We start from the raw sequence: 6,290 nt of genomic DNA on the forward strand, positions 1-6,290 counted from the left end.
TTGCATGTGTCAGAAAATCAGTTACGTTCATTGGTTTGAGGAGATGATGTCATGCTGACTATTTTAGGCTTAATAGAGTTAGTGTAACTATATATGTAAATTTTTGTATCAGCATTCAACATTTCTGCTACTAAAGATATTCACTTACACAAGCCATCTTTATCTTTACAACCAATAGCAAACCTCAATTGTGAAATTTTTCATCACCTATATCAACAACAGGCGAAACTAACTCATGGTTATTTAGATCGCAATCCAGGTGTCTGGGAAAGATTAATTCAACCAGAAGAGAAAGAAGCTGTTTATGGTTATTTAATTGGTAATCCAGACCAACCCCAAGGCTACATTATTTTTAGTCAGCATTTACAAGCTAATAATGATAAATTTATTCTCTCTGTTGCAAATGGAAATGCTGAAGTTAAGCAAGGTGGTAAAGGAGAATTACAGCTAGATATTACAGGATTAGCCTCTTTGTATACGGGTTTGTTTACCCCTCATAATTTAAAATTAGCAGGAAAATTAGATGCTACAGACACAGCACTATTAGCCGCTACACAAATTTTTGCTAGTCCTTCCCCTTGGATGGCTGATTTCTTTTAAGAATTCAAAATCCTTACACCCCTACATCCAGTCTTAACAGACAATCTTTGTGTTTAAGTCCTGTTAAACTACGGATACTATCAGCAAACATTGACTATAATTCTCAAGCTAGACTAGGGAAAGCTATAAAAAAATTGGTAATGCAGTTAGCGCCTCTTTTTCCTTTTGTCTATCGGATTCTTCAACCAAGTTTTCCTCTATGTCTATGGAATGGCGATCGCACCATCAAAGCGATCGCATTGACTTTTGATGATGGCCCCCATCCACAATACACACCCCAAGTATTGCGAGTTTTAGACCGCTACAATATTACAGCCAGTTTTTTTTGGTTGGGTGCTTGTGTCAACCGTTCACCAGCTGTTGCTAAAGGAGTTAGCGATCGCGGCCATTGGATCGGTTTGCATGGCTATGATCATCGCTCTTTTCCGCTACTTTCTCCCCAGGAACTTAAGGAAAGTTTAGAAAAAACCCAAGCTGCTATCTACAATAGTTGCAACCTGCTACCCGAACAAGTCCGGGATGTCCGGCCTCCCAACGGTTTATTTACACCGAAAACTTTAAAATTATTCCATCAATGGAATTATCGTCCGGTGATGTGGAGTGTCGTACCGGAAGATTGGGTAAGACCAGGAATTACAACTGTAGTGCAACGAGTTCTCCAACAAGTACAAAACGGTTCACTCGTTGTTTTGCATGATGGTGTTTTTGGCGGACAAGACGTAGCCGCAACGATAGAAGCCTTGATTCCAGCATTGCTACAACGAGGCTATGAGTTTATCACAGTTGATAATTTATGGCGACACAATTAAACTCACTTTAACTGAAGACTTTGAAATTACCCACAGATCATCTCATGCCAAAGGCTCTTGAGGGATGATCTGTCGGTTAGTTCAGTGAATTTACATCTCTTGCTAAGTTAGCCGCTCGTAGCTTTACCCTTTTGAGCAACCCCACTCTCAGGATTGATAGTTGAGGCTTGTTCCTCAGTTCCCAAGAGCTGATGTATTTCGTTTATTGAACTTGGTTTTGCTATAGGTTCTTGTAATGGTTCGTTCACATATTCTATTAGGTCTTCTACTTGGCAATCTAAAGCCTTGCAGAATCTAACAATTCTTTCAATGTGGTCTGTCCCAGTTCTGCCGCTTTCCCAGTTTTGAATAGTGCTTTCAGTTACGCCAACAAGACGCGACAGTTCAAGCTGGGTCAGCCCTGCTCTCTCTCGAAGCAAAGCGATCCTCGGTTTTGGCTTTTGTTTCACAGCTACAGCACTTTTATCTCAATATATAGTGCTAGATCCTAGCACCAAAAAAAACCTGCGCCTAGAAAATCCCTAAAAAAACTTTCATTTAAACTATCTGACTTGAAAATCGGGACGAAAAGAGGCAGAAGCGCACAGGGGAAAATGACCAATGACTCATTAAAGACACTTTTGTAACTGTCTTTCTAAATTTGCACGTAACCACAAGTCTTCTACCGACCAAACCCACAGCAGGTTTGGAGCTTTCGCAAAATCCTCCGGTTTATGGGTGACGATCGCATCTAGCACTTGGTCACTGACACAAACTAACTCGACCGCAGATTCAAAATCTCTTAGGGGTAAGGAGCGTGCTATTTGCAGAATTTGTTGGTCAACAATACAAATATGAATTTTTTCTCGCAACCAATCAATTACTATCTCCGCAATTTGACTGTTTTGCAAGCGACTAGTGTAAGCAGCTATTTTTTGCCAGCCAATATCTGTTAAATAAATTCTAATTGAGGGATGCACTCCATCTAGTAATTCCCTGACATCTTCCGTCAATTTGTTGCGATTTATCAAAGCATCTAAGATTAAATCGGCATCAACTAAAATCCTGAACACTTTCAACTCCCATAATTGACTGAATAAATGCAGCTAATAAGCGGTTAATATGCACTAAAAATGCGTCTTTAATAGTGAAGTGTAGTTAGCACTGATTTGTTTTGTTGTTAACCAGCGATCGCTGAGATTGAGAATAAACGTGTTGCTAATGTAAATGAGCATTAGTTGTAACAGCAGAAACTTAAAAGTACATAATTCAATACAAGCGAAATTACTACTATTTCAGATTTGATTTACCTTTTTTTGTTGCAAAATATTAAGATAAGTAACGTATTTGATATAAAAATTTTAAGAGGCAGGAAAAAACCCATCTCACACAAAGATCAATCTAAATACTGAAAAATAAAAACAGGCTTTAACATAGCTCTGCTTGGTATTAACTATCAGCAAAAATGACGGAAGATGATTTTATTAGTTCCAGGTGCAAAATCTTTTCTCTGTCTCGTCCGTAGGTTATTCGGTTTTTAGTAACAGTAATACCAGCGCGATGTCTTGTTGATGAGGCGATCGCTGAATGAAGATTAGCGGCAGTTATTTTGACCTAGCAAACACTCTACTACCGCAAGGCAGAAGTCAAAAGTCAAAAGAAATACAGCGTAAACGTTTCATGGATTTGAAGTGGGTTGTTTATTTCCGCTGCGCTTTACTAGTAAGCTGTTGTGCCTTTATTCATTCATATTCCGGTACGTCGCAACAGCAGAAGGCGAAATACGGTTGAGATAACGGAATATCCAGTATTTAAAAATTGTATCTAAAATCACTGGAAATGTCGCAATAAACAAAAAGATAAAATCTCGGTTAGCTGGTAAACCCCAATGGCGAGATATACCCTCTAAAATGACTTCCCAACCGTGGGGAGAGTGAAATCCTACAAATACATCGGTAAACAAAATGATAATAAATGCCTTGGCACTATCACTCAAACCATAGACAACATTGTCAAAAAAATCTTTTAGCACTGAGATAGAAGACTTACTAACAAGCAACAACCAAACGAAAGCAACCACAGAGAAAATATCTGAAAAAACATTTTTAATAGCATTGGCACTTTCGGCACGAAATTGTTCAGCAATTTCTTCTGCTTTTTCTTTCAACCTATTTTCCATTTCTTCAGGCGAAATAGGAGGTGCATTAACAATCAAGCTCTCAAATTTAATTCTTTCTTCAAATCTTTCCAACTCTGCAAGAGCTTCTTCTTCCATTTCAAAATTCAAGAAGACAGCTGTTGTTTCAGGTGGCCTAAAATGATTAATGAATGGCCCGACAATAAAGGCTTTTGATAGTTGATGCGCTAAAAGAGGTATAATAATCAGTAATAATATAAATCTTATAGATATGATTGTTCTTCTTTGTGCCTGACGAAAGCTTTTAACAACATCTTGCTCTGAATTGGGGTCTAACTCAATTTGCAAACGACTAATTGTACCTAAAATTGAGCGCGGCAATACACCAGTTGTATCAGCTTTCCTTTGTGGTTTTGGTTCTATATTTTTATTAGGTAAAGACGCAAGCGATTTTTGAGTAGCTACATCATCAATTTTAACTCTTTGCGGTTGAGTAACTATCCCATAATTTGTGTCAATGTCAGTTACAGTATATTTTGATATAATTTCATCAATAAATCTTAACTTTTCTAAAATTATAGAAGCACTTGGATATTCTATACCTGTTTTCTGAGCAGCTTTTTGATTAGATTCATTAGAAAACCAACGACTGGCTCGAAACTCTGTCAGCCGCATCCGGGCAATTTTCAACTGTTTTTTCAAATCTAACTCAAAATAATCCATCATGCTACTGCTATAGATGGTTGAGTCAGCTTCTATCTTCTTACCATTAAAATGCTCATCTTCTATTGCCTTAATATGTAATGCTGCTTTGTAAGCCTGATCAAGAGAACGCTGCGGCGTTAATAAATACCAACGGTAAGCAGCTAGTAAGTAAGAGTAAATTTTTTGGCTAAAAACAAAATTGTTCATTGTAGACAATTATCCAGCCTTTTTTAGTAATTATTAACTAACCCTAAGTTAACGCACGAGATATACTAACCAAATTTACAAGGAGAGCCTTAGTGATTTTTCATTCTGTTTGGATTGTCGGCAATAGCCGCAGTGGTAAGACAAATCGTTTGGTAGAGCATTTTTGTAATTGGTTACAAGTAAAAAATTCTAACTCTGGATCATTTTATACTAAAAAAGCAAGAAAAAAAGCAGATAATTTCATCTCGAAACCATTTGTTTTGAAGCAAACAGAACCTAGAATTTTAGTCTTGGCTGCTAATGATGACAATCGTCGAGAATTATCTGATAAAATTGTTACAAAAACATTAGGAAAATACTCGGTTCGTGCCAAAACTCCACTAGGTTTTTTTCAAGATGAAGTTATTTTATTTTGGCCTTTACTAATTGAATCGTTGCATGTCAAGGCACAATTTCCGGTAAGATTACGCCCAGAAACCGAGCAGGAATTGGCGACAAAACTCTGGCGGGAGCAATTAGATGTAGAAATTTTACGTCGTGCAGGAGTGAGTGAATACCGTTTAGTGCGACGGATTTTAGACTTATTGCAATTAGCGGCTTACAGTGGTACACCTTGCGAAGGGATTGCCGAGGTTTTACAAAAAGGTTTACAGGAAAATAGCATAAATCTAGAGCCGGAATTTCTGGCATCTTTGCTGCTAGATTGGCGTAACTGGTGTTTAGAGCGAGGTTTACTCACTTATGGGATTATAACTGAACTCTACACTCAGCACTTGTTAAGCGATCGCCATTATCAAGAACGCCTCACCCAAAGATATCAGGCCATACTAGCCGATGATGTTGACGAATATCCCGCAGTAGCGCGTCAGTTATTTGAGATGCTTTTAGAGCATGGTGCAATTGGTGCATTTACTTATAATCCTGATGGAGGTGTGCGCTGGGGATTAGGAGCCGACCCCAACTACTTGGAAGGGTTAGCTAGGCGTTGTCAGCTAGAAACTTTGTTTGAACCAACCCAAACATCACTGGCAGATAAGCTGGCTAAACCAATGGTAGAGTTTATTACTCAACCATTGGTGATGTTAGAGTTACCTGCAACAGTACAGTCAATTCAGACAACCTCCCGTGCCGAATTATTGCGAACCACAGCAGAGGTAATTGGCAAAGCTATCAAATCAGGACAAATCCAACCAGAAGAGATTGCAATTATAGCACCGGGTTTAGATGCGATCGCCCGTTACACTCTGACAGAAATTCTGACCAAGCAAAACATTCCAGTTGAATCACTCAACGACCAACGCCCCTTGGTTAGTTCACCCATGATCAGGGCATTGCTAACTATGTTGGCACTAGTTTACCCTGGTTTGGGACGCTTAGTCGATCGAGATGCGGTAGCCGAGATGCTTGTGGTATTGGGGAGGAGGCAGGATTTGGGCAGAGGAGCAGGGAGCAGGGAGCAGGGGGAAATATTCACTCAACACTTAATACTCAGCACTCATATCGACCCTGTACGTGCTGGTTTAATTGCTGATTACTGCTTTGTACCTCATCCTGATCACCCTAACTTATTACCCGTCACATCCTTTGAGCGCTGGGATAGAATTGGCTACGCAGCAACCACAGCCTACACTGAGATTTTACAATGGATTGAAAAGCAGCGATCGCAACAAGAACAGCGTTTAATTCCGAGTCCAATTTCTTTGTTATATCTAGCAATTCAAGACTTTCTGTGTAAAGATACTAACCCTCCCTACGATCAAATGGCAGCCCTGCGCGAACTGCTGGAAACTGCTCAACATTATTGGGAAATTGATAGTAGGTTGAGGCAGGAGGCAGGGGGCAGGGGGCAGGAG

Annotated in this window: 6 protein-coding genes; 3 read left to right on the forward strand and 3 right to left on the reverse strand. The window is 39.3% G+C overall.

Annotation, left to right across the window (positions count from 1 at the left end):
- Positions 1-195 precede the first annotated feature (195 nt).
- Positions 196-600 (forward strand): sterol carrier protein domain-containing protein, encoded by a 405-nt coding sequence (locus IQ259_RS26425; protein ID WP_370568083.1) that lies wholly within the window; start codon positions 196-198, stop codon positions 598-600.
- Between the two features lie 140 nt (positions 601-740).
- A complete protein-coding gene (locus IQ259_RS26430; protein ID WP_193888950.1) occupies positions 741-1,409 on the forward strand; it encodes a polysaccharide deacetylase family protein in 669 nt (222 codons plus the stop codon).
- A gap of 107 nt (positions 1,410-1,516) precedes the next feature.
- On the opposite strand, the gene IQ259_RS26435 is transcribed toward IQ259_RS26430, so the two are convergent.
- The 3 genes from IQ259_RS26435 to IQ259_RS26445 all read right to left on the reverse strand — a co-directional run bounded on the left by IQ259_RS26435 (position 1,517) and on the right by IQ259_RS26445 (position 4,437).
- Positions 1,517-1,858 carry a helix-turn-helix transcriptional regulator gene (locus tag IQ259_RS26435; RefSeq protein ID WP_193888951.1) on the reverse strand — a complete coding sequence of 114 codons (342 nt, stop codon included), beginning with the start codon at positions 1,856-1,858 and terminating at the stop codon, positions 1,517-1,519.
- Between the two features lie 159 nt (positions 1,859-2,017).
- Positions 2,018-2,461, reverse strand: a complete 444-nt coding sequence (locus tag IQ259_RS26440) for a hypothetical protein (protein WP_193888952.1) — start codon at positions 2,459-2,461, stop codon at positions 2,018-2,020.
- Between the two features lie 665 nt (positions 2,462-3,126).
- A complete protein-coding gene (locus IQ259_RS26445) occupies positions 3,127-4,437 on the reverse strand; it encodes a proton extrusion protein PcxA (protein WP_370568082.1) in 1,311 nt (436 codons plus the stop codon).
- Between the two features lie 92 nt (positions 4,438-4,529).
- Here IQ259_RS26445 and IQ259_RS26450 point away from each other — a divergent pair.
- On the forward strand, positions 4,530-6,290 hold a 1,761-nt coding region (locus IQ259_RS26450; protein WP_193888954.1), incomplete at its 3' end, for a recombinase family protein.

Origin of the sequence: Fortiea sp. LEGE XX443, assembly GCF_015206815.1 — a bacterium.
Taxonomy (GTDB): Bacteria; Cyanobacteriota; Cyanobacteriia; order Cyanobacteriales; family Nostocaceae; genus Nostoc_B.

Bases quoted from the DNA above. Each gene is read 5' to 3' on its own strand.
- IQ259_RS26430 (WP_193888950.1), top strand. From the start codon at position 741: ATGCAGTTAGCGCCTCTTTTTCCTTTTGTCTATCGGATTCTTCAACCA.
- IQ259_RS26445 (WP_370568082.1), bottom strand. From the start codon at position 4,437: ATGAACAATTTTGTTTTTAGCCAAAAAATTTACTCTTACTTACTAGCT.